The sequence below is a fragment of the Rhodoflexus sp. genome, assembly GCF_053489755.1.
The window spans coordinates 18617-44443 of sequence record NZ_JBRCHD010000058.1 but is presented as its reverse complement, the minus strand read 5'-3'; the positions used below and the strand labels follow the sequence as shown (position 1 = coordinate 44443).

The window sequence follows — 25827 nt, the reverse complement described above, 5'->3', positions numbered from 1 at the left end:
ATTTTATTGGAATATGCAAAGGTAAGCGATCTCAATGGATAAATCGCAATTTACTCGCTTTCAGGGGTAAGGAAATTTTGTGCTTCCTCTTCCGGCAGATCTTTGGGCTGTGGCAGATCCTTCAAATCGTTCAGGTTGAAATACTGCATAAATGCGGGGCTAGTGCCGTAGAGCAACGGGCGACCGGGGCCTTCGGACTTGCCTCTGATTTCGATGAGTTCTTTCTCTAATAGCTTCTGTAGGGCATAGTCGCAGCCAACGCCTCTGATTTGCTCGATCTGAGCCTTAGTAACCGGTTGTTTGTAGGCAATGATGGCGAGAGTTTCCAAAGCAGCCTGCGACAAGCGTTTTTTAGACGTGTGCTTGAGCAAAATAGCAACACTTTGCCTGTAGGCTGCTTTAGTCAGCAATTGGTAACCGCCAGCAACTTGTACCAACTGGATGGCACTATTGTCTGCATTGTAACGCGCCGTAAGTGCTGCAAGCGCATCGCTGACATCGGCAAGGGGCACCTCGATAGCCAGCATTTCCGACAAACACTGCTGCATATCTTCCAAACGCACAGGCGAAGGGGCGCAGAAAATCATCGCCTCTACGTGGTTAATCAGAAATAAGGAGGCTTCGGGCATGGCTATAATAAATATGCTGCAAAACAAAAACAATCCTGACAGATTTTCAAGCCTGTCAGGATTGTTTGGCAGTAGATATGCAAAAAATATCAGCGTGTTTTATTAAGTTTGGCTTCAATTGTTTGCTGGGTGTGCGGTACTGCTCTGAGGCGCTCTTTCGGAATGAGTTTGCCTGTGTCTATGCAAACGCCATATGTACCATTCTTGATGCGTACAAGTGCATTTTCAAGTTGGGTTATATATTTCTGAGTACGAGCAGCCAACTGATTGAGTTGTTCTTTTTCCAACGCGTCTGCACCGTCTTCCAACGATTTCAGGCTGTTTATATTATCATCGCTGCCGGTGTTTCTGCGCGTGATAGAGTCTTTTAAATGTTGCAATTCTTCCCTAGATTTTTGCAACTTGCTCATAATCAGTTCTTCAAATTCCTTTAGTTCCGATTCAGAGTAGCGAAGTTTTTCTTCAGATTTCATACGTTGTTAGCCTGATGATTTTGTGCGCAAAAGTAAATGAATCTCGCTTAAACTGCTAACGGTGAACAGCGCCACGACTTTAAGTTTGTATGAATATTAATACGCACAAAACCAATTAGGGTTGTAGATTGTTTGACAGAGAAATTTATTTGCATTCCTTAACACTTTTTTCCCATGCAACAGGCACTTTTAACAGGGTCGCTTCAGGCGGTTAGCGTAGTTACCAACTGCTGGCAGCAAAGTTTACGATTCTATAAACAGGCACTCGGCTATCACATCCAGAAAGAAGGCACGCTGAATGCGGCGCAGCGCAATGCTTTCGGGCAGCACTTGGGGCGCTACGCACTGCTTGGGCATGAGGAAGGTTCGCTGGTGCGCCTTATCGAAAGCGCGCTTGCAGATGCACTGCCCAACAGGCTGGGGGCGCGTCCATGGGACTTGGGCATGGCGGTTATCGAGGCAGGCACTCCCGATATTGAAGAGGCCTATTACCGCGTATTGCGCAATCGCTTCGGAGCAATTTCTGAGCCTGCCGAGTTTGATGCCCAAGGCCCCGAGCCGCTGGGAATGGTGGTAATGAAAAGTGCAGCATTTATGGGCCCAGCAGGCGAGCAGTTATTTGTTACACAGATTGTCCGCCGCAAAGGAGGCGTTTCGCTGCTCAAAGAGTCGGCAGTAGCAGGCATTAATGCGCCTGCCAACGTAGTCATTTCGATGAAAGACCGCCGTCCGATCGAACAGTTTTGGCAGCCTGTACTAGGTATTTCACCAGTCAACGACCTGCCGCTGAAGCAGCCGCTTGCTGCCAAAATCATGGCAGGGCCGCCCGATATGGGCTTCGATATGCTGCTCATGGGGCATGGTACGCATCGCATCGGGATGGAGCAGCACGTTTATGCGCCGCACAATCCTACCTATGACTACGTAAGTTTTCCCTGTTCGTTTGAAAAAACCGGCATCGCATCCGCCTGTTGGCAATCGGCAGATCTGGAACTGGCTGCACAGAAAATTGCTACAGCAGGCCATGAAATCATCAGCCGCGTAGGACTACCTGTACGCCATGAGGAAGCACCCGAAGCCGTTGTTTTCAGAGGCCCGCTGGGCGAGATCATCGAATTGATAACTACCTGATAATCTGCAAAAAATAGCGCCTACCTATTGCAAAGGTATTGGGATGTGTATAACTTTAAGAACTAATTGACCCAAAGTCAAAAGTATTGACTAAGTTTCAAGTATGGGAGTACTGGAACGTCAGGAACGCGAGCAAGCGATTATCCGTGCAGCTGAGGAGGTTTTCTTCAGCAAAGGTTTTTATCATGCCAAAATGGATGAGGTTGCAGCTAAAGCCGGGCTGAGCAAAGGTTTGCTATACTTCTATTTCAACAGCAAAGAAGATTTGCTCATGGCGATCACTTACAAGGCTTTTAAATTGATTATCAGTACGTATGAGCAGTTACTTGCGGGAATTTCGGAGCGTACAGGCAAGGAAAAAGTACTGGCTGTGATGCGCAGTTACACCGAGTTCAGTAAAAAATATTTTTATTACCACGAGGCAATCCTGAATTATATGTCTGCCATCAGACTTTCTGTACGACAGCAAAAAGAGGGCGAGAAGGGAGTGCTGAATACCGAAGTTGCGCAACAAAGCAGCTATTACCAAAAAATCAGAGCCATTCACAACCTGCCCGTTTCTATTGTGATTAATCTAATCAAAGAAGGGGTAAAAGATGGCAGCATCCGCAACACGCAAAAGCCACAAACAATTTATGTAACGCTTTGGGCAATTATTATTGGTTATGTAAAGCTCAATATCAGTATGGGCGATCAGGATACAACTATTTATCACGTGAACCCCGACCAATGGCAGGAGTACTTGTTTCAAATCGCTGATCATATTCTTTCTAACCCCTAACAACAGCAGTTCGCCGCAACAATCAATCTATCAACCCAATTTAAATTAATTAGAATAATGAAAACACTCTACACCAAAATGCTCAAATTTCTGATATCTGTTTTACTGTTGCTGCTTACGGCGGCTTTAGCCTATGCGCAGCAAAGTATCACAGGTGAAGTTAAAGACAGGGCAGGTAATCCTGTCATTGGTGCAAACGTTTTACTGCAAGGCACGAATAGAGGCACACTGTCCGATGCTGCAGGCAGGTTCACAATCACGGGTGTTGCTCCCGGAAAATATACGCTTGTCATGTCGTTTATCGGCTACAAGACAGTGCGTCAGGAAGTAGAGGTAGGAAATGAGCCGCTGACAGTCAATATCAGCACAGAGGAGGATTTGCTTTCGCTAGACGAAGTAGTAGTAACCGGTGCTTTTGACGAGCGCACCAAACTTGAATCCAGCATTGCTATTACGACGCTCAGCCCCAAGTTGATGGATATGCGCGCCCCCCGCGGTACAGGCGACCTGTTGCAAGCCGTTCCTGGAGTTTGGGTAGATAACTCTGCGGGTGAGGTAGGCAACCGCGTAATTACGCGCGGAGTTACGCCGGTAGGTAATCAAAATATTGGTTTTCAGTACGTTTCTCTCCAAGAAGAGGGACTGCCGGTAATGGCTTCCCAACTGGGGTTTGCCGTAGTGGACATGTTCCACCGAAACGACCTGACCGTGGCACGCATGGAAGGCATTCGCGGCGGTAGCGCTTCTATCGCTGTTGCCAATGCGCCGGGCGGCATTTTTAATTTTATTTCTAAAATGGGCGGACTAAAAACAGGTGGTGCGGCAAGGCTGCAAACAGGGCTGCACAACAACGGCAAAATGTTGTATCGCGCAGATGTGGAAGTTGGCGGTCCGCTTGCCGCAGGCTGGACGTACCATGTCGGCGGCTTTTACCGCATAGATGAAGGCGCTCGTACTATGGATTTTAACGCTAACCAAGGCGGGCAGTTTAAAGCCAACATTAGTAAAAACTTTGCTCGCGGACAGTTCCGTCTGTACGGCAAATATTTGAATGACCGCAATACATTTTTCAAAGAAATTCCACTGACCAGCGATATGAAAAGTGGCTATGGGGGCTTTGATATTATCAACTCCACTACTTTTCTGAACATCAGGACAACTATTCCTGACGCATCGCGTTTTCGCCCCGAAATTCCTTTTGATCAATTACCAACGCGCACTTTTGATGCTTCCAGAGGCATTACTAACAAATCCTTAGCTTTTGGCGCCAGCTTCGATTACGATTTGGGCAATAACTGGGGGCTAAGTTTAGCTACCAAATTCAGCGACTTTGATCAGGACTACCTGCAATATCAGGGTAATGTAACTATGTCAGTAGTGCCGAGCGCAGCTGACCCCGGCTACGCGCAGTTTGGTCCGGGGGCTTATCCGGCGGTAGGCACACCTATTCCGGGCTTTTTGTCGCCGACTTATTTCGATTCCCGCACAGGCGAGGTGCTCGCCCGCGTGATCAACGGACAGTTAGACCCTAACACTCCTAATAGACTGGGGCGCTACCTCTTTGCTACCGCGCCGTTGAATATGAACAATCAAATCAGCGACTTGCAAGGTATTGCTCGATTGAACAAACAGGCTGGCAAACACAACCTCACATTGGGCTGGTACACAGGGCATACCTCGATGCAAACCCGTTGGTTTGTAGATGGTATCGCTTCCTCTTTCGATGGTCGTCCGGTGCGCATCACTTTCCCCTTTGCAGGGCAGACCGTACAAGCGACCGATCCTAACGGATTCCTGCTTTGGAGCGGCTTAGCCTACACCGTTACCGACATGCGATCTAACATCAACGCATTTTTTGCTAATGATCTGTGGAAAGTTAATGATAAGTTAAATATAGATTTGGGCGTGCGTTTTGAGTCTGTCAATCATAGCGGCACGAAGGAAGGTTGGCGCACCGGTGCCAGCGTAACAGCAGGCGCGCCGGGATTAGCCGCACTGGGAGGATTGGATCGCAATCCGTTTACTTCTTATGACTTAGGCTCGCGTCTTTTCAATGGTGTAACTTACGATTGGAACGAAACCTATAACTATTTTTCGGCCTCTTTAGGCATCAACTACAAAATCAGCGATAAATCAGCAACTTATGTGCGTTTTTCGCGCGGTAACAAAGCGCCTGAATTAGATTACTACGCCAATAACTTCGTTAATGTGCCTATCAAACGTGGCGTAATTGAAACAATTACGCAGGCTGAAATTGGCTACAAAATCAATTCACAGAAGATTTCCGCCACTATTACGGGTTTCTACAGCTATCAGGACAACGTATTGCTCCAGTTGTTTATTACGCAGGGCGCAAATAGTTTCTTCACTGACCCAACTTTTAACGCCTCCCGCACAATAGGCGTAGAAATTGAAACGATCTGGCAGCCTGTAAATAATTTCAATATTCGTTTGTCTTCTACGCTGCAAGATCCGCGTTTTGCCCGTCTGACTTACCAAAATACGGCACGAGGAACAAATCCTGATAATTTTTTTGATGAAGACTTCTCGGGCAACCGCGTGGACTTCTTGCCCGTTATCATGTTTGACATTACGCCCTCCTACAAAATCGGCAAATTTACCCCTTATATCAACTATCGCTTTTTCGGCAAGCGCTATGGCAATCGCCGCAATACAATCGAACTGCCTGCTTACGGCGTTGTGAGCGCAGGCATCATGGCAGACATCAACCGCTTCAACTTCGCCTTGCAAGGCAGCAACTTGCTGAATAGCACAGGCATTTTAAACTTTGGCGGCTATGGCGCTTTTGGATCTACTGCCGAAGATTTGGCGGTTGGAGGCATTCGCACTCCTACTGGAGCCATACTTTCCAACTCTGACATTACGGCTTTAAACGCCGCTGATTTCCCCGTGTGGGCGCGTCCCATTTTGGGCCGTCAGCTAACGTTATCTGTTACTTACAGTTTCTAATTGCATCACGGGCTAATTTGAATGAGCCGCTTCATAGTTGCGAGGCGGCTCATTATTTTTACATCAACACGTTCTTGATTTTGCCGGGCAGTTTTTTGCCTAAAATCTCTTCCATTTCGCGGGCAATGTCAATAATGGCTGCTATGTCAATGCCCGTTCGGATACCCATTTCGCTTAGCATATGAATTGTGTCTTCAGTGGCGATATTGCCTGTCGCTCCTTTAATGAACGGACAGCCGCCCAGCCCTCCAAAAGCAGTGTCGAAGTGGCGAACGCCTACGCGCATAGCAGCTACGAGGTTGGCGAGCCCTTTTCCCTCGGTGTCGTGCAGGTGGAGCATGACTGGTACGCTGCCTGCCATGTCCACAATGCGACCCATTAGCTCCTCCATCTGGCGCGGGTCGCCCATGCCGGTGCTGTCTGCCAGCGCAATCTCGTCTATGCCTAAGTCCAAATGCCGTTTGCTGAGGTCTAAAACCCGTTGGGCAGGAATTTCGCCTTCGTAGCGGCATCCAAACGCACATTGCAAGCCGCCACGCACGCGCAAACCTGCGGCTTTGGCAGTTCGAACCATGCTTTCAAACTCGACCATTGCCTCTTCTAAGCTCCTGTTGGCATTTTTGCGGCTGTGTGTGTCGCTGGCAGAAATAGAGGCAGCTATATGCGTAAATCCCGCTTCTACGGCGCGTTCTACTCCTTTGGTATTCAGTACTAAGGCATTAAGCGAGACATCAGGGCGCTTGTGAACAGCAGCAAAAACGGCTGCCGTATCTGCCATCTGCGGGACTAATTTGGGATTGACGAAGGATCCGACCTGAATCCGTCGCAGTCCTGCATCTATCAGGCGGTTGATGAGTTCAACCTTCTTCTCGGTAGGCAGCAGGGTGCTTTCCACTTGTAGCCCGTCGCGCAAACCTTGCTCTTCCAAAATAACTTCTGCCGGATACATAGGCGCTTCGTTTTTTATTGCGTCGTAAAATTAGGACTTTTGTAGTTCTAACCGTTGGGAATTAATGGCGCAAATAACGCATCAAGAAGTGGCAGCGGCATTTATTGCACTGGGCAATCGGCTGCAGCAACTCTCCGATCAGGATATGGAACGACTGTGTGCGGGCGCTGCTGCACGTAACAGTTGGTTTATTGAGTCGCACGTGCGGGCTGCTTTGGCAGGGGTTGTGCATATGCTGGAGCCTGTAGCGCTGCAAAACTGGCTGTCTGCCTACGATTTACCGGCCGGCAGGCGCAAAACCGTTGGGGTGGTAATGGCAGGCAATATTCCGTTGGCCGGTTTCCACGACTTCCTCTGTGTATTGCTTAGCGGTCATCGGCTGGCTGCCAAAATGAGTTCGCAGGACAATTTTCTGCTTCCGCAATTAGCCGAAATGTTGTTTGAAATAGCCCCCGAACTTCGCCAGCGCGTACAGTGGGTAGAAAAACTCAAGGACGTTGATGCAATCATTGCCACAGGCAGCGACAACTCTGCCCGCTACTTTCAATATTATTTCAGCAAGTATCCGCATCTGATCCGGCAGAATCGCGTATCGGCGGCAGTGCTGGACGGCTCTGAAACTACAGAAGAGCTTGCCGGATTGGCTTACGACGCGATGCTGTACTTCGGTTTGGGTTGTCGCAGTATCGCCAAACTGCTCGTGCCAGCAGATTATGATTTCACTCCTTTTTTGCAACAAACTGAAAAATTACATGCAACCGTCAACAGCCACAAATACCGCAACAATTACGATTACCAGAAATCAATTCTGTTGGTTAATCGCGTAGCACATTTGGATAGCGGCGTGTTGCTACTTACTGAAAACCAAGCCTTTGCCTCGCCTATGTCAGTAGTTTATTACCAGACCTACAGCAGCCGCGAAGAAGCGGCGCAAATTCTTGCAGCGCAAACGAACAAGTTGCAATGCGTTGCTACACACGATACCCGCCTGTTCAGTCGAACGGTAGATTTTGGTCAGGCGCAGCGCCCCGGCGTTGCCGACTATGCCGACGGTACGGATACAATGGCTTTCCTGTTGCAAGTATAGTTGCTGTCAAAACTTTTCTTAGACAACGGCAAACATTTTGCGATTAGTATCGCTTATTAATGAGTTAGTGAGCGCGTATTTTTAGACTCATAAGATTGTGCGATGTCCAACACGCCTATTTCTATCATCTTTTGGAAACGACAGTTTTGACAAATACACCGAAAAAAATAGCTGATAACGACCCTACAGCAGTAGCCCGAAAGAAAGACCACATTGAGATGGCATTTCGTTCGCAGGTGGCTCAGGCACAGTTAGACAGTCGTTTTTTTTACGAACCTGTACTTGCTGCCCATCCTCGCAGTATCGAACCCTTCAGTTTCTTGGGTAAAACTTTCTGCGTGCCGATGTGGGCATCGAGCATGACAGGCGGTACGCAAATGGCGCGAACGATCAATACCAATCTGGCTCGCGCTTGTGGAGAGTTTGGTTTTGGTATGGGTTTAGGTTCATGCCGATCGCTGCTCTATTCCGACGAGCACTTTGAAGACTTCAACGTGCGCCCGATCATGGGATTCGAAGTGCCACTGTTTGCCAACTTAGGTATTGCGCAGGTAGAACAACTCCTGAAAAACAATCATTGGCACATAGCCGAGGAGATGGTGTTGCGTTTGCAAGCCGATGGACTCATTATCCATATTAATCCCACGCAGGAGTGGCTACAGCCTGAAGGCGATCTTTTAGACAACCCTCCCCTACAGATTATTGAAGAGGTGCTCTCGCTTACCCAAATGCCAATTATTGTAAAAGAAGTAGGTCAGGGTATGGGCCCCGAGAGTTTGCGTGCCTTGTTCAGATTACCGCTTGCTGCTGTTGATTTTGCTGCAGCAGGAGGCACTAATTTTGCCCTGCTGGAACTGCTTCGCTCCGATCAAGAACAACAAAACACATATGAATGCCTTACTACAATCGGACATTCGGCACAGGAAATGACCATATTTACCAATCAGGTAGTGGCAGAATTGGGCGAAAGTTGCCTGTGTCGCCATGTAATTGTTTCGGGCGGAGTGCGCAATTTCTTAGATGGTTACTATCTGATCCATCAGCTCAAAGTACCTGCTGTGTACGGGCAGGCCTCAGGATTTTTAAAATATGCTCGCGAGGATTACGCCCTTTTACATCGCTACATCAGCTTACAAATAAAAGGCTATTCCTACGCACAACAATATCTCAAAGTTCGCTAAGATCAACAAACAACTGCAAACGAAACAAAATGATTGCTTATTTTACGCTTAACTCATCACCATGCAAACCATCTCAGGATACTCAAAATTGAGCAAAGAACAAAAGTTAGAATGGTTAGCCCGTCAGGTCAGCGATGAGCCACAAGCCTTTGTGGACGAAATGAAAAGCTACTGGCATACCGATCGTGCCGTACAAAAGTTGTTTGACGAGTTCAGTGAAAATACACTGACCAATTTTTATATGCCTTTTGGTATTGCCCCCAATGTGTTGCTGAACGGGGAAATTTATGCAGTGCCGATGGTAATAGAGGAAAGTTCGGTAGTTGCTGCTGCATCGCGAAGCGCCAAATTCTGGCAAACCCGCGGCGGATTTAAGGCAAAAGTAATCAGCACTAAGAAGATAGGTCAGGTACACTTCCTCTGGGAAGGCGATTTCCTGAAATTAGATGTCCTGTTCGATGAGTTGAAAGAAAAAATGCTGGACAATACTGCGCTGATTACCAAGAACATGCGTCAGCGTGGCGGAGGCATTACCGACATAGAGTTAGTCAATATGACGCATATAGAACCGCACTACTACCAGTTCAAAGCAACCTTTGAAACATGCGATTCTATGGGCGCAAACTTTATTAATACTTGCCTCGAAGACTTTGCGCGCACCTTCCGGCAGTGGGCAGCGGAGCAGGAAGGTTTCAACGAGCGAGAGCGCAATCCAATGGTGATTATGTCCATTCTTTCCAACTACACGCCCGAATGTCTCGTAAAGGCATGGGTAGAATGCCCGGTTGCTGATTTAGGAAATTTTGATGAGATGGATGCCGAAACTTTTGCTTTCAAGTTTCAAAAGGCGCTAATGATTGCCAAAAATGATGTTTATCGGGCGACAACCCACAACAAAGGCATCTTCAACGGCATAGACGCTGTGATTTTGGCCACAGGTAATGATTTCCGTGCCATAGAAGCCTGTGGACATGCCTATGCCGCCCGCGACGGTCAATACCGCAGCCTGACAGACTGCTCGGTCGAAAACGGGATCTTCCGTTTCTGGATTACAATTCCTATGGCGCTGGGAACAGTTGGTGGGCTGACCAATCTGCACCCGATTGTGCGTCGTTCCTTCGAAATTCTGGGGCATCCCAACGCCGAGCAACTGATGAAAATTGCAGCAACTATCGGGTTGGCACAAAACTTTGCCGCCGTTAAATCATTGATTACCACCGGTATCCAAAAGGGACACATGAAAATGCACCTCATGAATATCCTTAAGCATTTTGACGCGACTGAAGCCGAAACTGCCGCAGCAGTAGCGCATTTCAAGAACCATGTGGTTTCTTTTAGTGCGGTGCGCGACCTGTTAGATGCTTGGCGAGAGGCAGCAGAAGCTAAACGAAACAACGATGCTGATTCAACCTTTGTGTAGATTCTTACAAGCAAATGCGGCATATGCAAAATTTTTACGGCAGCGGCAAATTGTTGCTCAGTAGCGAATATTACGTATTGGATGGCGCCCTTGCACTGGCAATGCCTACGCGCTTTGGACAAAAACTGAAAGTTACTTATCAGGCTTCCGAGCACAAAGTTTTGCACTGGAAAAGCTACGACAACGAAGGCAAACTTTGGTTTGAAGCCAAATTTGACACAGAATCTTTTGACTGCTTAGACAGATTCATTTCGCAAAAATCGCTTACCCTGCAAAAGATACTGCGCATGACGCGCCGACTGGCAGGTAACTTCCTGAAAGGCAGAGAGTACGTGCTGGTAGAAACCTATCTGGAATTTCCGCGCTGGTGGGGACTGGGCAGCAGCAGCACACTGATTCACAACGTCGCACAGTGGGCAGAGGTAGATCCTTACGACTTGCTGTTCGGTACATTGGGAGGCTCAGGCTATGATGTTGCCTGTGCAGAGGCCGCTGGGCCGATCCTGTATAAAAAATCAGCAGATGGGCCACTACACCGCATCGTAACCTTCGATCCGCCATTTAAGCAGCACCTATATTTTGTTTACTTAGGCAAAAAGCAATCCTCTGCAGCGGGAATCGAGCATTACCGTTCGCTGGGGCATAACAAAGCCGCTTTTGTCGAACAACTGACCCGCATTACAGAGGATTTTCTTAAAGCCGATACCTTAGAGCAATTTGATGCATTGATAGAAAAGCACGAAACCCTGATTGCGCAAAGTCTGCACTTGACCCGCATAAAAGATCTGTTTTTCAAAGACTTTTGGGGGGAAATCAAGTCGCTGGGAGCTTGGGGGGGCGATTTTGTACTCGCTACCAGCACCCGAAGTGCAGCGGAAACCCGCCTCTACTTTGCCGAAAAGGGTTTTGACGTGATGCTGACCTATGCAGAAATGATTAAAGAATCAGCAGACAAAGAAAGAAATATAGCAAGCGAACGCAGCGCAACGGTTGCAATGTCCTAAATTTGCTGTGGTTTAATTTCTTCCACCTCAAATAAGTCTGTTTTGGCACTACATCCGCAAGAGCAGGTCGTCTATTGGCGCGTTCCTTCAAATATTGCCCTTGTTAAATACTGGGGAAAACACGGGATACAACTTCCGCAAAATCCGTCGCTTAGCTTCACGCTGCGGCAATCTTATACCGATATGCAGATTTTGTATCGCCCATCTGATACAGGCAGCCGTACTGTAGATTTTTATTTTGAAGGCAAACCTAACGACAAGTTTAAGGCGAAGATTGTAAAATTTCTGGAGAATCATCCCGAAGATTTCGCATTTACCGAAGGGCTACAGCTAACCATCAAATCGCTTAATTCTTTTCCACACTCGGCAGGTATCGCCTCTTCGGCTTCCAGCATGGGAGCGCTTGCTATGTGTCTGGCTACGCTGGCACAGCGGCAGGGAGTCAGCCTTGGCAGCCCCAAAGAAGTACTGCAAAAGGCTTCCAACTGGGCAAGGCTTGCTTCGGGTAGCGCCTGCCGCTCCATCTACGGCGGCTATACAGTCTGGGGCGCAACCGACGAAGTTGCAGGCAGTTCCGACCTTTTTGCAGTACCGATACCAGCCGAACAAATACATCCTGTCTTTGCCGATTTTTGTGATACTATTCTCATTATTAGCGGGGAAGAAAAGGCAGTTTCCAGCCGTGCCGGTCATGCGCTGATGAACGGACATCCCTTTGCAGCCGTTCGCTACGAGCAAGCAAGGCAGCACCTAAGCCGCCTAATAGCCGTATTGCAAAGCGGTGACGTGGACACATTTGTACAAATAGTTGAAAACGAGGCGCTTACCCTACACGGGCTAATGATGAACTCGCATCCTTCGTTTGTACTAATGAAACCTGCGACGCTTGCAGTCATAGAGGAGCTACGTGCCTTCCGATGCGATACGCGCATTCCGCTGAGTTTCACATTAGACGCAGGCCCGAATGTCCATTTATTGTATCCTGCCGCTTATCAGGCAGAGGTGTACGCGTTTGTTAATGACCGAATGGCAAACTATTGTCAGGAAAACCGCTACATTCACGACGGCGTAGGCAAAGGCCCTGAACTTTTTAATTAATCGCGGGTAACAGCAATGACATATACCAACACCAGCTCCCCAACATTTCACTCCAAAATACTCCTTTTCGGTGAATATAGCCTGATTCTCAACTCAATGGGTCTTGCATTACCCTATCCGCTGTTTCAGGGGCGGCTGTTGCTCAAGCACATTACCGACAGCTCGCGGCGGATAGACCAGTCCAACCGCGAACTGAAAGCCTTTTGCGACTACATGAAACTGCGTAAGCGGCAGCAGGCGCTCAGTTTTGATTTTGATATTAACTCGATGGAATTTGACGTAGCGCAGGGGCTTTACTTCCAGTCCAATATCCCGCAAGGTTTTGGGGTAGGCAGTTCAGGTGCGCTGACCGCAGCACTCTACGACCGCTACGTGTACGATAAAGTTATTCTCAACGGACACCCAACCAACGATGAGATTGTTTGCCTGAAAAAGATTTTTGCCGAGATGGAATCGCATTTCCATGGTTCCAGTTCGGGGGTAGATCCGCTGATTTGCTACTTGGATCTGCCACTGCTCATTCGCAGCAAAACGGAAATAGAGGCTGTCCAACTGCCGCAATCTACAACTCAAGGTGGAGGTATCTTCCTACTCAACACGGGCAGACCGCGCAAAACAGAGCCGTTAGTCAATCTGTTTCTTGAAAAAATGCAGAATCCCGAATTTGCGGACTTGTGCAAAAACCAATTGATACCCTACAACGAAAACTGCATCTACTACTTTCTGGAAGGGGAAACGGACAAACTCTTCCATGAGTTAGCCAAATTATCTACATTCCAGTTGCAACACCTCAATCAGATGATTCCGCCGCTGTTCCGCCAGATTTGGCAATACGGGCTGGATTCGGGCTTGTACTACCTCAAACTTTGTGGTGCAGGCGGTGGAGGATTTATTCTGGGCTTTACCAAAGACTTTAGCGCTACGCGTGGACATCTGGAAGAGTATCAGTCGCGCATTGCCTACCGATTGTAACGAATTTATTACTTGAGCCATGAAAAAATTACTGCTGTTACTTTGTATGATTCCGCTGTTTGCTATGCAAGACAATCCCGCCTATCTGCTCTACGACCGCAACGGCAAGGCTGCCAAATACAGCGAACTGCTGGCGGCTGCACAAAAAGCCGACGTTATCTTTTTCGGGGAAAGCCACAACAACCCCATCTGCCACTGGTTGCAACTGCGCCTCACCAAAGATCTGCACAAGGCGGTAGGCGACAGGCTTGTACTTGCTGCCGAAATGTTTGAAGCCGACGATCAGTTGGTACTCAACGAGTACCTAAGTGGACTGATCAAAGAAAGCAACTTTGAAAAAGAGGCCAAAATCTGGAACAACTACGCCACCGACTATAAGCCTTTGGTAAACTTTGCTAAGCAAAACCAACTGCCTTTTGTGGCGAGCAACATCCCGCGCCGCTATGCTTCCATGATCGCATCGCAGGGTTTGAGCAGCCTTGAGAAGTTAGATGCCGAGGCTAAGAAAATGCTCCCGCCGCTACCGATTCCTTTAGATCGCGAATTGCCCGGCTACAAAAATATGGCAACGATGATGGGCGGGCATGGTGGCGCCATGAGCGACAACCTTGTTGCAGCACAGGCCTCCAAAGATGCTACTATGGGCTATCGCACGGCGCTTGCATGGGAAAAAGGCAAGGTCATTATCCACTTCAACGGTTCGTATCACTCCGATAACTTCGAGGGAATCATCTGGTACTTGAACCAGTACAAGCCCGGTCTCAATATCCTGACAATCAGCGTTTCCGAGCAAGAGGAGATCAGTACTTTAGCAAAAGAATCGCTCAATAAGGCAAACTTCATCATTGCTATTCCGGCAGACATGACCAAAACCTATTAATGATCTGCAATCAGATATTCAGCCAGTAGGTCAGTTTGGCAACAAGCGCCCTGTTTTTTACGAGCAGCGTATCGGCAAAGTAGTTGTCGGTATATACCAGAAAGAAATCCGAAACCGGCTTAAATCTCCATTGCAGGCGCGTATTGATGTTGATGTTGTTAATCTGGCTGTTGTATTGGAAAAACGTTGTCAGGAATAAGTCGCGGTTGAAGGTCAGATCGAAACGCGGGCCGAGCAGCCACAAGTCGGCGCTGTTGTAAGGCGCAGGAAAACGCAGGCGGTTGTATGTAAAATCCAACGAGATCAGCGCATAGGGCTGAATGCGGTAGTTAATGTCTCCCGAAATACTTATGCGATTGCCGTTGAAAAACTGCCCGACATAGCCTTGCAGGTTGTAATAAAATGCATGGATCGTATTGCCCGTATAGTTAGCGGTTAGGCTGTAGTAGGTATATGCCGAGCCGGTAGGCAGGCGCTCGCCTCCTGTGTTGGTAGGATCGAACGGTCGAAAGAGCAGCGTGTAGTCGCGGGAAAGTACCACGTCAAATTCGGTAGTGCTACGGAAGCGCATCGTGTGCCCAATAGCGATGTTGTGGTCGGTCAGCCCGTCTTCGGCGTTCCAAATCACATCGGTAATGGCAAAGAACCCGTAGCGATTGATCTTTTTCGAATTGGGGAAAAAGTTGCGCACAATGCGCGGGGCTACGCGGCGGAAGTTATTGCGCGGAATAAATCCCACAGGGGCGGTGTAGTTTTTCCCAACAATCTGATGCGTCCATTCCACAGTTAGCGTAGGCTTGCTATACACCAAATTAGCGCCATGTACAAAAGACTCAGGGCGGCTTGCTCCTTCAATGCTTTTGTGATAGAAAAACTTACCTGTCCATTGATTGCTTTTCGAGGCAAGGTTGTAATCCAAACCTACCAGCCGGTGGAAACGCATCGGGCGATTGATCGTATCAATTTCGCTAGCAGGCGCAAAGGTTTCCTTATTGACCAGAATGCCGCCGATATTGGAGCGGCTGAAAATCTTGCGTTGCAGCGCTGCTACCGAATAGTTATAGCCTGGCAGCCCAATAGCATCGTCAGGGGCTGCTTGCATGGTCATCAGGCCGGTGCGCCAGTTGTTGTTCAGTTTGCCGCTGAGGCGTGCGCCAAAGTGAATCGGGTTTTGGATGTTCTGCCCTGTGCGCTCGTCTATTGCTACGCCGATCCGCCGCGAGAAGAAGGGGCGCAGCCTATTCATACCAAAGTCGGCAAATAAATCTGCATTTTCCAAAAAAAACTGCCGCCTTTCGGGGAAGAAAATCTCAAAGCGATCTAAGTTGGTAACTTGTCGGTCAACTTCTACCTGCGAAAAGTCGGGATTAACCGTCAGATCCAGATTGAGCGCGGGTGTGATCGCTATTTTCGCGTCCATACCAATGCCGCGCTGGTAGCGGGTGTCGGTTTCGGTTAGGTGGTCTTTAGCTGCGCCGCCCGCCACGTAGGGAATCGCTACCAGATTAGCCCCCGGCTTTTTCAGAGGCTTGTCCCAGAGTAATTCGGCAGTGTATGCCAGTGAAAACAGCTGAAAATTGCGCGGGATAGGCACCCATGTAGAGCGCTCATTATATTTGCTGTCAATGCGGTAAAAATTGATGAACCATTTGTCTGTATCTTCTTTGAAACGCAAAGTCTTGAACGGAATGGCTACCTCGACTGTCCAGCCACCCGGATGGATTTTGGTTTCGGCATACCATTTATTGTCCCATGAGAGCGCAAAGTCCCCCGAAACACTGCCTCCGTTGGCAATCAAGCCCTCGCGCTGCACCCCAAAAGGGCTGATACCAAAGAAAAAACCATTGGTGCGGTCGCAGAAAGGATCAATGACAATAGTGAAGCCGTCGTAGGCAGGCCCCCGAAAGTCGCGCCGCAGCGAAGAGATCAGGTAGTTGCCCTTCAGATCGTTGTAGCAGACCGCACCGATGTACACAAACTGGTCGTCGTAGGTCATCCGCACTTCGGTTTTAGCATCCGAGTAGGAACTATCAAAGGGAAAGTGTTGGAAAAAATCACTCGCTTTTTCAGCAACATCCCACTCGGGTTCATCTAATACACCATCTAACGAAATTTTTGTATTGGCTTTTTGGATATGGATAGATTTTCCTTCCTTGCGGGCAGCCGCAGATTGTGCCTGCAAGTAGTTGTTAATCAGCGTAAAAGTACCCGCGAGGAGGGTAATAGTAAAAATCCGGAACAATAAAGTACAGCGTTGTCGTAAAAACGAAAATCAGTAAAAATTCAGGCTGATATGTAGGACTTCACTATAATGCAAAAGTACGGCGTATTGTTTTTATGCGTTATTTTGAGTCGCTTATTTTTTTGATGAATCGTTATGGAAATCAATCAGATACCCGACAATATTTTGGCGCAGGTCAGGAAGTTAGAGGAGAAATACGAGGTGATGGGGCAGGATCTGTCTTCTTATTTGGATGGGCTGCTCTATGCCAACTATCTCACCTATTGGGACTACATCCATCTGGATACGCTGCTCAGCCTGCAAAACCCGAAAACAGACTTCCCCGATGAAACCATTTTCATTGGCTATCACCAAATTACGGAGTTGTATTTCAAACTTTGCCTGCACGAAATCAGGCAGTTAGCCGAGGGGCAGCCCGACATAAAAATATTTGTGGACAAAGTGCGCCGCGTATCGCGCTATTTCAAACAGTTGGTCAGCTCGTTTACGGTGATGGTAGAAGGCATGGATCAGGAGCAGTTTCTTAGGTTTCGCATGTCGTTGCTGCCCTCCAGCGGTTTCCAGTCGGCCCAATACCGCATGATTGAAATTTGTGCGACAGACTTTAAAAATCTGGTAACCAAAGACTTCCGCCCACAGATAGACACACATACCACCATAGAAGAGATGTATGAGCACGTTTACTGGAAAAAAGGCGCAACCGAGTTGGCAACGGGCAAACAAACGCTGACCCTCAAGCAATTTGAAGCAAAATACTCCGAACAGTTGATTGCGCTGGCACACCGCTACCGCAACTGCAACCTGTGGCGAATGTATCGCATGTACTTTGCCGATAAGGAGGCTGCCAAAGAAGCCCTGCGCGAGTTGGATGCTTTGGTCAATATAGACTGGCCCTTGGCGCACCTAAGCGCTGCGATGCGCTACCTCAAACGCGAACCTGCCGATATTGCCGCTACGGGTGGCACCAATTGGCAAGAATATCTGCCGCCGCGCTTCCAGAAGCGGATTTTCTACCCCGAACTCTGGACAGCAGAAGAGCAAAGCGAGTGGGGCAAAACATGGGTGATACAAAAATTGAAAGGATAGTTATGAAAAATCAGATATTGGGAGTGATTCCGGCTCGCTATGCCTCTACGCGCTTTCCGGGGAAGGTACTGGCAGATATTGCCGGAAAAACCATGCTGCGCCGCGTCTATGAGCAGGTAAGCGGCTGCGCATCGCTTGCAAAGGTAGTAGTGGCTGCCGACCATCCGTTGGTTGCCGAAGAGGTAGAGCGCTTCGGCGGCGAGGTGGTGTTTACCCGCGAAGAGCATCCCAGCGGCACCGACCGTTGTTTTGAGGCGCTGCAAAAAACAGCAGGTAGCTTTTCACATGTGATCAACATTCAAGGAGATGAGCCATTCATCAAACCCTCGCAAATAGATTTGGTGGCAGCGGCGCTACAACGCGAAGGCGCAGACATCGCCACGCTGATTATCCGGGTGGACAAAACCGAGCAACTCACCGACCCGGGCGAGGCAAAAGTAGTGATCAAAGCCAACGGCGAAGCGATCTACTTCAGCCGTCAGGCAATCCCGCACTTGCGCGGTATTCCGTTTGAAAACTGGCTGCAACACCATGTTTTTTATCGGCACGTAGGTATTTACGGTTATCGCAGCGAGGTGCTGGAGGCTATTACGCGCCTTGCGCCTTCGCCGCTGGAAGTATGCGAAAAGTTGGAGCAGTTGCGCTGGTTGGAGCATGGTTATCGCATCCAGACGGCATTGACAACAGAGGACAGCTTCTGCGTAGAAACTCCCGAAGACCTCGTGCGGGCAAATACAATAGTACAAGACTTGCAAAACAGCGCCATCTAACCCAAATTGATATGTTACCTCGTTTAGTAATTCTTTCCGGTGCGGGCATCAGCGCTGAAAGCGGCATTCCCACCTTCCGCGATTACAACGGGCTGTGGAACAACTACCGCATAGAAGAAGTTGCTTCGCCCGAAGGCTGGCGGAAAAATCCGCAGGCTGTACTCGATTTTTACAACATGCGCCGTAGAGATGCGCAAAGCGTACAGCCCAACCGTGCGCACTATGTGCTGGCAGAGTTGCAAGCCGATTTTGATGTGGTGATTATTACGCAAAATGTGGACGATCTGCACGAGCGGGCAGGCAGCAAGAACGTTGTTCACCTGCACGGCAGCCTATTTAAGATGCGCAGTTCGCTGGATGAGTCGCTTGTATTTGATATCAAAGACGACATCCGCTTGGGCGATACATGTCCTCTGGGTTCGCAGTTGCGCCCACACATCGTTTGGTTTGGCGAGGCTGTGCCGCTGATCGAAACTGCCGCCGAGATAGTAGCTACGGCCGATGCTTTTGTGGTAGTGGGTACTTCTTTGCAGGTATATCCCGCCGCAGGGCTGATTGAAGAAACGCGCACCGGTATTCCTAAGTTTATCGTAGATACGAAAATTCCCTATGTGAGTCCGCGTCTTGGTTTTACTGCCCTCGAGGGCAAAGCCAGCGAAGGTATGGAGCGCGTAAAAGACGAATTGCGGCGTATTTTTGCCAATAGATGAAGAAAGTTCTGATCATTTCCTACTACTGGCCGCCCAGCGGTGGTATTGGCGTATTGCGCTGTCTCAAAATTGCGAAGTATTTGCGTCAATACGGCTGGGAGCCTGTCGTTTACACTGCTGCCAACCCACATTATCCTTCCTTAGACGAGAGCAATTTCAAGGATATTCCCGCAGGGATGACTGTGCTCAAGCAGCCAATTTTTGAGCCATATGCTTACTACAAAAAGTTTTTAGGCAAACCTGCCGATGCAAACGTCAATAACGATTTGGTAGCAGCGGGACGCAGCGACTGGAAGTACAAACTTTCAGTATTTATCCGCAGTAACTTTTTTATACCCGATGCGCGAGCTTTCTGGATTGCGCCTTCGGTAAAATACTTGCTCAACTGGCTGAAAACCAATAAAGTAGATGCGATTTTATCCGATGGGCCACCGCATACGAACACAGTGATTGCGTGCAAGATCCGACAGGCGACGGGTTTGCCTTGGCTGGCCGACTTTCAGGATCCTTGGACGCAGGTGGACTACTACCAGCGCCTGATCTTGACCCCTTGGGCAGACGCTAAGCATCGCCGCATGGAGCAAGAAGCCCTCCGAACAGCCAATGTTACGACCATTGTCAGCCCGACATGGAAACGCGATTTAGAGCGCATTGGCGCAAAGAACGTACACGTGATCCCATGGGGCTACGATGAAGACGATTTTAAAAACATAAACTATGCTCCCGACTGGAAACTGACGCTCACACATGCGGGGCTGATTGGCGATGATCGTAATCCCGAACAACTCTTTGCTGCAATGGCTGATCTGGCACGGGAAATCCCCGATTTTGGGCAGGTGTTTACGCTGCGGCTTTTTGGGCAGTTAGACGCTTCTGTGCGGGAGTCTATTGCCCGCCACAAGGTGCAGGGCATGACCGAACTGCTGCCTGCTGTCAGCCGCGCCGAGTCGCTGAAACGCTTGGTAAATTCACAGGCGCTGCTGCTGATCCTCAACAAGGCTGCTAATGCGCAAGGGCGCATTCCGGGAAAACTGTTTGAGTATTTGGCAGCTAAACGTCCTGTACTTGGCATTGGTCAGGTAGGGAGCGATACAGACCATATTTTGCAAACCTGCAAGGCGGGGTGCTGTGTAGCACATGAAGATACGGAAGGTATCAAAGCAGCCTTGCGCTACTTTTTTAACACTTACAAACAATACGGAAACCTGCCCGCCACAAACGGCGATCAAATCAGCCAATATACCAACCGAAAACTGACCGGACAGTTTGCGGCGCTGCTGGATCGGATAGTTGCCACGTGATACTGATGAAATGAATCATGCGCCACGCACATTTTTACTCCGTTATTGGTAGCGTTGAAATCTGAACTTGTTTTAAAGCAATTGGCGCGGTCTGGTTAGCCCAGCCTGAAGCCTATGACCAAGATGTCATCTATCTGACGCTCGTTTTGCATCCATTCCATCAGTTCGGAGCGAAGTTCGCGCCGCTGATGTTCCATAGACAGTTGGCAGTTGTCTGCAAAGAAGCGCTTTAGCCTGCTGATCGAATACTTGCTGCCTTGAGCGCCGCCGAATTGATCCTGCATACCATCGGTAAAGATATAGAACGAAGTAGGTACTTTTAAGGGGATAGTGTGTTTAGTAAAGCGACGGTTTTTTTCCTTTTGCATGCCCCCTATCGGCACTTTATCGCCTTTGATGTGATGCACTACTTCGGGCTGGTCGTGCCTGATGTAGATGAGTGGATTTTTTGCACCTGCATACTCGAGTACTTGCCGCTGCTGATCAATGACACACAGGGCTATGTCCATACCATCGCGATTGTCTGTTGCTGCCTGTTTCAGTGCGCGGCGCACGTGGCTATGCAGGGTATCGAGGATCAGTTCCGGCGACTCGACATTGAGCAGCGACACAATTTCGTTGAGGAAGTCATTGCCAATCATGCTCATAAAAGCACCTGGCACGCCGTGTCCGGTACAGTCAACGGCAGCAATGAAGATCTTACCTTCTTTTTTGAGGAACCAGTAAAAATCGCCACTCACAATATCGCGCGGACGGAAAAGGATAAAAGAATCCTTTAGTTCTTTTTGTATCGCAACTCGATCGGGGAGCATTGCCTGCTGGATGCGGCGCGCGTAGTTGATGCTTGCCGTCATCTTATCGTTCGTGCGGCGAATATCTTCGTTTTGTGCTTCTATCTTGCGGTAGGCTTCTGCATTTTCGATCGCATTGGCTGCAAATACGGCGAGGCTTCGCAAAATATTGAGGCAGTATTCGTCGTAGGCATTTTTGCGGAAACTCTGTACCGTAATTACCCCGATGACAATATCCTTGCTGATCAGCGGCAGGTAGATGATGGATTCGGGGTCATCACCTGCTTCGGGTGGTTTGATTTCCTTAACGTACTTGTTGTATTCTTTCGAGTAATCATTGATGAGCACCTCTTTGCGGTTTTTGATTGCCCAAACCGAAAAGCGCTTGTCGTCATTCATCGAGTGGTAGAAGTTGGGTAACTTTTGTCCTTTTTCCATCGCACCGCGAAACTCTATGCGGGCGCGGGATTCGGTCAGGATACCAATAGCAAAGGCTGCGGCATCCATCAGCGAGTTAACTCTTTCGTAAACTTTCTCAATGATTTTGTCAGTAGAAAGCTCGGTGGTGATCTGCAAACCGATTTCGCCGAGCAGTTTTACATTCTGATAGGCTTTTTCTATTTGGGCATTGCTTTCTTCCAGTTCTTCTTTCTGCCGCACCACCTCTGCTGTGCGTTCTTTCACTTTGTCTTCCATTTCCCGATAGAGCCTTGCGTTTTCTACCGCAATGGAAATATAAGCAGCCAGCGATCGGAGCAGATAGACGTGGTTTTGCGTGTAGGCATTTTTTTGGAAACTCTGTACGGTAACAGCGCCGATACACTCTTCTTTTGCCATCAGGGGCATGTAGATAATAGAGAGTGGAATATCGCCGAGGATTGCCCCTGAAAAAGTCTTGATATAGCGGTGGTAGTCGTTGGGGTAGTCGTTGAGCCACACTTCGGATTTATTGTTGAAGCAATAAGCAGCTAGGCGGTTTTCGTCGGCCATATCCAACTCGAAGTAGGGGAGGGTCTGCCCGCGCTCTTTGCCGCCAACGAACTCTAGTACATGCTTTTGCGGATTATAGATGCCAATCCAGAAAACAGAAGCATCCATTAGCGTATTCAAACTCTCGTGAATGCGTTCTGTAACGGTTTCTATGTCGAGGCTGGAAGTGATCTGCTGTCCTAACTGCCCAAGTAGCTGAATGTTTTGATAAGCCTGTTCGATGAGTTCCTTCTGGCTCTCGATCTCCTTATATGCGGTTGCATTTTCCAGTGCGATGGCTGCATAAACCCCCAAATTGCGCAGAATATTGACGTGGTTGGTCGTATAGGCATTTTTCTGAAAAGCCTGCACAGTGATTACGCCAATAGCTTTTTCTTTGACTAATAGCGGCAGATAGATGATTGATTGCGGCATTTCGCCCATGATAGGCGGTTTGTAAACGCGTACATATTTATGGTACTCGTTTTCGTGGTCGTTGATGTGTATCTCTGCTTTATTAATGAAGCAATGCACAGCCAGCCGATCAATTTCTGTAAGCGGCAGCTCGAAGTAGGGAAGCACTTCGTCGCGCTCTTTTCCGCCTACAAACTTCAGACAAGAGCGATTTTCGTCATAAATGCCAATCCAGAAGATTGTAGCATCCATCAGATGGTTCAGATTGGCGTGAATCCGCTCTACAATCGTTTCGCTGTCCAGACTCGATGTGATATTTTGCCCCATCTCGCCGAGCAGCTGTATGTTCTGGTAAGCCTGCTCAATGGCATTTTTTTGTTCGCTGAGTATGAGGTTTTGCTTTTCTATCAGTTCTTTTTGTTGCTCGATCTCCTCATAGTTAGACGCATTTTCCAGCGCAATAGCAATGTAAACAGCCAGATTGCGCAGCAGCCCCATGTGGTAGGGTGTGTAAGCATTGAGCCGGAAACTCTGCACAGTGATCGTCCCGATGACCTCGTTCTTGGATACCAGTGGCAGATAGATGATAGAATTTGATTTTTTCCCCAGAATTGGCTGAGGAACAGGTGCATCCGGAATGTATTGGTTATATTGCTTATGAAAGTCGTTGATGTAAATTTCCTGCTGATTAAGGAAACAATGCACTGCCAAGCGATGACGGTCGGTTTGAATAGAATAGGTATGGAAAGGCAGCCTTTCTCCTTCCTCAATACCACCCGGAAACTCCAAACATTGCGTCCGTTCATTGTACAGACCAATGTCAAATACTGCCACATCCATTAGCAGCGAGAGATTTTCAAAAATTACTTCGATGACCCGCTCTATATCGAGTTCTGCGATGATCTTCTTACCAACTTCTGCCAACAGGCGCACATCCTCGCGGGAATCTGTATTTCCTTCTCTATTTGCGTAAACCTCACTCAACATCATACGGGTAATTGGCTACCATTAGTATCAGTATGTAGAAAATTGCTCTTGAAAGACCCGCAGGTTGGCAGCCGATCGCGCGCGAATCACTCATTTGCGTTTTGTAGGGGTAGCCAACAAATTTAATGATAAAGCAATCATTTTTTAACGCTGTTCCGTTGTTTTTTGATGGCTGATAAGGCGAAGATGCCAAATACCAACCAGCCCATAGCGTATATGACAACGGATTCTGTTAATTTAGCAGGCAATCCATGAATTATGTATCGCTTTACCCCTCACTGGCAGATCAACAAAAGAGATTGGGACGAGTGTATCGCCGAGTCGCCGCAGCGAACGCTATATGCTTTTTCATGGTATCTGGATATTGTTTCTCCCCGCTGGGATGCGGTGGTGCACGAACGCGCAGGCCGTTATGAGGCTGTGATGCCGCTGCCTACCCGTAAACGATTCACCTTTCGCTACCTCTGGCATCCGCTGTTCTGCCAGCAATTAGGTATTTTTATGCGGCAGGGACATGTCAGCCCCGATGTGTTAGCTGCTTTTTGCCGATTGGGTTTAGGCTCATATTCATATGCTGCCAACTATCCGTTCAATGTGAACAATTCGCAGATAATCGCCGAGTGTCTTTTGAAGGAGGACTGGCGGGCAAGCCCTGATTTTTCAGACATAATTTTTCAGCCGACGTATACGCATCACCTCAATCTGGCGGCAGATTACGCGCAAATCAGCAGCCACTATACCGCCGATCGGGCAATGAACCTCAAACGCGCCGAGCGGGCAGATCTGCAAATTGTTGAGGGGCAGAACATAGAACCACTGATCTTGATGTTTCGGCGCAGTGCCGAGCAAAAAATTATCGGAGGTATCCATCCGCGTACCTACAGATGGCTGCGTGCTATTTACACTGCGCTGCAAATGCGTGGCAAGTGTCGCCTGCTGTATACCAAAAACAACAAAGGTCAGTTGGGTGCAGGTGCGCTTTTTGCCTTCGACGGAAATAAGATTATCTACCTCTTCAACGCGGCTTTTGATGCTATGCGCAAGGAAAACGGACGCACGCTCCTACTTGACTATATGTTCCGCGAGTATGCCGGGCAGCCGCTGATCTTTGATTTTGAAAGTCCGCAGGCAGCTTCCGTTGCGTCATTTTATAGCAGCTTCGGAGCCGAGCAGGTTTCTTTTTACACCGCACACTTCAATCGCCTCCCTTGGCATATTAATGCGCTTTGGGAACTGAAGAAAAAAATATTACCTGCCTGAGCAGCGCAATTTCATTAACTTTGCCCGACAAAAGTCGTGTTTATAAATCTCTACAACCAACTATCATAGGTCATGGAATTTTCTGTCGGAATTATATCCGCCTCGCCGCAAAAAAATAGTAACTCGTTGCGCTTTGCCAAGTTCTTGCAAAAAATAGTGGTAGAGCAAGGCATCAACAATGTCGCACTGGCAGACTTTGAAAACTACGATATTCCATGGGTGGGTGCGGGTAGTATCAATCCTGCTCAACTAACTGATTTCCAGCATCAACTGATCAGCCTTTGGGAAAAAAGCGATCTAGTCTACATCATTTCGCCCGAGTATAACTGGAGCTTCAGTCCGCAACTGCTCAATGCCTTAGATCAGTTGGGAGATAAAACATTTGCTCATTTGTTCGACAATAAAGTATTTGCGCTGGCGGGGGTTTCCTCTGGGCGCGGTGGCAGACAACCTGTCCTCCAACTGACAACAACGCTCAACAAGTTGATCAATTTTCTGGACGGAACGTCGGTTATTGCACCACGCATCTTTGAATCGCATGAGACCAACCAGATGCTGGATGCTGATGGTAACTTCGTTGGCGCGGAGGCTTACAGCAAAGGCGCTGAGGCTTTTGTAGAATATTCGCTGCGCATCGCACAACGCTGGTTCCGGTAGTTCTTAAATCTGCCTCTATACCAAAATGAATTCAGCCTCACCGGTAATTTTACCCGTCGGGCTGA

21 protein-coding genes are annotated in these 25827 nt (G+C 48.4%); 16 read left to right on the top strand and 5 right to left on the bottom strand.

Annotated features, from left to right (window positions below):
- Positions 1-50: 50 nt before the first annotated feature.
- Positions 51-629 carry an SMC-Scp complex subunit ScpB gene (gene scpB / locus ACWIP2_RS13160; protein WP_448520404.1) on the bottom strand — a complete coding sequence of 193 codons (579 nt, stop codon included), beginning with the start codon at positions 627-629 and terminating at the stop codon, positions 51-53.
- A gap of 89 nt (positions 630-718) precedes the next feature.
- Positions 719-1102 (bottom strand): TraR/DksA family transcriptional regulator, encoded by a 384-nt coding sequence (locus ACWIP2_RS13155; RefSeq protein ID WP_448520403.1) that lies wholly within the window; start codon positions 1100-1102, stop codon positions 719-721.
- Between the two features lie 174 nt (positions 1103-1276).
- Between ACWIP2_RS13155 and ACWIP2_RS13150 the strand changes: the two genes are divergently transcribed.
- The 3 genes from ACWIP2_RS13150 to ACWIP2_RS13140 all read left to right on the top strand — a co-directional run bounded on the left by ACWIP2_RS13150 (position 1277) and on the right by ACWIP2_RS13140 (position 5984).
- Positions 1277-2233 (top strand): hypothetical protein, encoded by a 957-nt coding sequence (locus ACWIP2_RS13150; protein ID WP_448520402.1) that lies wholly within the window; start codon positions 1277-1279, stop codon positions 2231-2233.
- A 103-nt stretch (positions 2234-2336) separates the two neighbouring features.
- Positions 2337-3014: a TetR/AcrR family transcriptional regulator gene (locus ACWIP2_RS13145; protein ID WP_448520401.1), complete on the top strand. Its 678-nt coding sequence runs from the start codon at positions 2337-2339 to the stop codon at positions 3012-3014.
- Between the two features lie 57 nt (positions 3015-3071).
- Positions 3072-5984 carry a TonB-dependent receptor gene (locus tag ACWIP2_RS13140; RefSeq protein ID WP_448520400.1) on the top strand — a complete coding sequence of 971 codons (2913 nt, stop codon included), beginning with the start codon at positions 3072-3074 and terminating at the stop codon, positions 5982-5984.
- 58 nt (positions 5985-6042) lie between these two features.
- Here the strand turns inward: ACWIP2_RS13140 and ACWIP2_RS13135 are convergent, their stop codons facing one another.
- Positions 6043-6933, bottom strand: coding sequence for a hydroxymethylglutaryl-CoA lyase (locus ACWIP2_RS13135; RefSeq protein WP_448520399.1), 891 nt, complete (start codon positions 6931-6933; stop codon positions 6043-6045).
- 64 nt (positions 6934-6997) lie between these two features.
- On the opposite strand from ACWIP2_RS13135, the gene ACWIP2_RS13130 reads away from it, so the two are divergent.
- From ACWIP2_RS13130 to ACWIP2_RS13100, 7 genes are all read left to right on the top strand, one after another.
- On the top strand, positions 6998-8020 hold the full coding sequence (locus ACWIP2_RS13130; RefSeq protein WP_448520398.1) for an acyl-CoA reductase: 1023 nt from the start codon (positions 6998-7000) through the stop codon (positions 8018-8020).
- A gap of 131 nt (positions 8021-8151) precedes the next feature.
- Positions 8152-9201: an isopentenyl-diphosphate delta-isomerase gene (locus ACWIP2_RS13125; protein ID WP_448520397.1), complete on the top strand. Its 1050-nt coding sequence runs from the start codon at positions 8152-8154 to the stop codon at positions 9199-9201.
- A gap of 61 nt (positions 9202-9262) precedes the next feature.
- A complete protein-coding gene (locus ACWIP2_RS13120) occupies positions 9263-10621 on the top strand; it encodes a hydroxymethylglutaryl-CoA reductase (protein WP_448520396.1) in 1359 nt (452 codons plus the stop codon).
- Between the two features lie 23 nt (positions 10622-10644).
- Complete coding sequence (locus tag ACWIP2_RS13115) at positions 10645-11625, top strand: GYDIA family GHMP kinase (protein ID WP_448520395.1); 981 nt, start codon at positions 10645-10647, stop codon at positions 11623-11625.
- Positions 11626-11667: 42 nt separating this feature from the next.
- A complete protein-coding gene (locus ACWIP2_RS13110; protein WP_448520394.1) occupies positions 11668-12723 on the top strand; it encodes a diphosphomevalonate/mevalonate 3,5-bisphosphate decarboxylase family protein in 1056 nt (351 codons plus the stop codon).
- 96 nt (positions 12724-12819) lie between these two features.
- On the top strand, positions 12820-13695 hold the full coding sequence (locus tag ACWIP2_RS13105; RefSeq protein ID WP_448520393.1) for a GHMP family kinase ATP-binding protein: 876 nt from the start codon (positions 12820-12822) through the stop codon (positions 13693-13695).
- A gap of 19 nt (positions 13696-13714) precedes the next feature.
- Positions 13715-14575, top strand: a complete 861-nt coding sequence (locus ACWIP2_RS13100) for a ChaN family lipoprotein (RefSeq protein WP_448520392.1) — start codon at positions 13715-13717, stop codon at positions 14573-14575.
- A 10-nt stretch (positions 14576-14585) separates the two neighbouring features.
- On the opposite strand, the gene ACWIP2_RS13095 is transcribed toward ACWIP2_RS13100, so the two are convergent.
- Positions 14586-16817: a DUF5916 domain-containing protein gene (locus tag ACWIP2_RS13095; protein ID WP_448520391.1), complete on the bottom strand. Its 2232-nt coding sequence runs from the start codon at positions 16815-16817 to the stop codon at positions 14586-14588.
- Between the two features lie 135 nt (positions 16818-16952).
- On the opposite strand from ACWIP2_RS13095, the gene ACWIP2_RS13090 reads away from it, so the two are divergent.
- The 4 genes from ACWIP2_RS13090 to ACWIP2_RS13075 are packed head-to-tail and all read left to right on the top strand — an operon-like array spanning position 16953 to position 20684.
- A complete protein-coding gene (locus ACWIP2_RS13090) occupies positions 16953-17903 on the top strand; it encodes a tryptophan 2,3-dioxygenase family protein (protein ID WP_448520390.1) in 951 nt (316 codons plus the stop codon).
- A 2-nt stretch (positions 17904-17905) separates the two neighbouring features.
- Positions 17906-18673, top strand: a complete 768-nt coding sequence (gene kdsB, locus ACWIP2_RS13085) for a 3-deoxy-manno-octulosonate cytidylyltransferase (protein WP_448520389.1) — start codon at positions 17906-17908, stop codon at positions 18671-18673.
- Between the two features lie 11 nt (positions 18674-18684).
- Complete coding sequence (locus tag ACWIP2_RS13080; protein WP_448520388.1) at positions 18685-19383, top strand: SIR2 family NAD-dependent protein deacylase; 699 nt, start codon at positions 18685-18687, stop codon at positions 19381-19383.
- Positions 19380-20684, top strand: a complete 1305-nt coding sequence (locus ACWIP2_RS13075) for a glycosyltransferase (RefSeq protein ID WP_448520387.1) — start codon at positions 19380-19382, stop codon at positions 20682-20684. Before ACWIP2_RS13080 ends, ACWIP2_RS13075 begins: the two co-directional genes overlap by 4 nt.
- A gap of 95 nt (positions 20685-20779) precedes the next feature.
- Here the strand turns inward: ACWIP2_RS13075 and ACWIP2_RS13070 are convergent, their stop codons facing one another.
- Positions 20780-23848, bottom strand: coding sequence for a GAF domain-containing SpoIIE family protein phosphatase (locus ACWIP2_RS13070; protein WP_448520386.1), 3069 nt, complete (start codon positions 23846-23848; stop codon positions 20780-20782).
- Between the two features lie 255 nt (positions 23849-24103).
- Here ACWIP2_RS13070 and ACWIP2_RS13065 point away from each other — a divergent pair, with 255 nt between their 5' ends.
- Together ACWIP2_RS13065 and ACWIP2_RS13060 are read left to right on the top strand one after the other, a co-directional pair.
- Positions 24104-25105, top strand: coding sequence for a GNAT family N-acetyltransferase (locus ACWIP2_RS13065; protein WP_448520385.1), 1002 nt, complete (start codon positions 24104-24106; stop codon positions 25103-25105).
- A gap of 72 nt (positions 25106-25177) precedes the next feature.
- Positions 25178-25762, top strand: a complete 585-nt coding sequence (locus tag ACWIP2_RS13060; protein WP_448520384.1) for an NADPH-dependent FMN reductase — start codon at positions 25178-25180, stop codon at positions 25760-25762.
- Positions 25763-25827 lie beyond the last annotated feature (65 nt).